The organism is Nonomuraea montanisoli (assembly GCF_013363975.1).
Lineage (GTDB): Bacteria > Actinomycetota > Actinomycetes > Streptosporangiales > Streptosporangiaceae > Nonomuraea > Nonomuraea montanisoli.
Genome location: NZ_JABWGN010000082.1, coordinates 1 through 246, shown reverse-complemented (window position 1 = coordinate 246; position 246 = coordinate 1). Strand labels below are relative to the sequence as shown.

At 56.9% G+C, this 246-nt stretch carries 1 rRNA gene; it reads left to right on the top strand.

The window, feature by feature from the left end:
• Positions 1 to 246 (top strand): 23S ribosomal RNA (locus tag HTZ77_RS45075); the annotation flags it as partial.

Below are 246 nucleotides of genomic sequence, written 5' to 3'. Positions count from 1 at the left end.
CGTCTAACTCTGGTCCGTGATCCGGATCGGGGACAGTGTCTGGTGGGTAGTTTAACTGGGGCGGTTGCCTCCTAAAAGGTAACGGAGGCGCCCAAAGGTTCCCTCAGCCTGGTTGGCAATCAGGTGTTGAGTGTAAGTGCACAAGGGAGCTTGACTGTGAGACTGACGGGTCGAGCAGGAGCGAAAGCTGGGACTAGTGATCCGGCATCGGCATGTGGAAGCGGTGTCGCTCAACGGCTAAAAGGT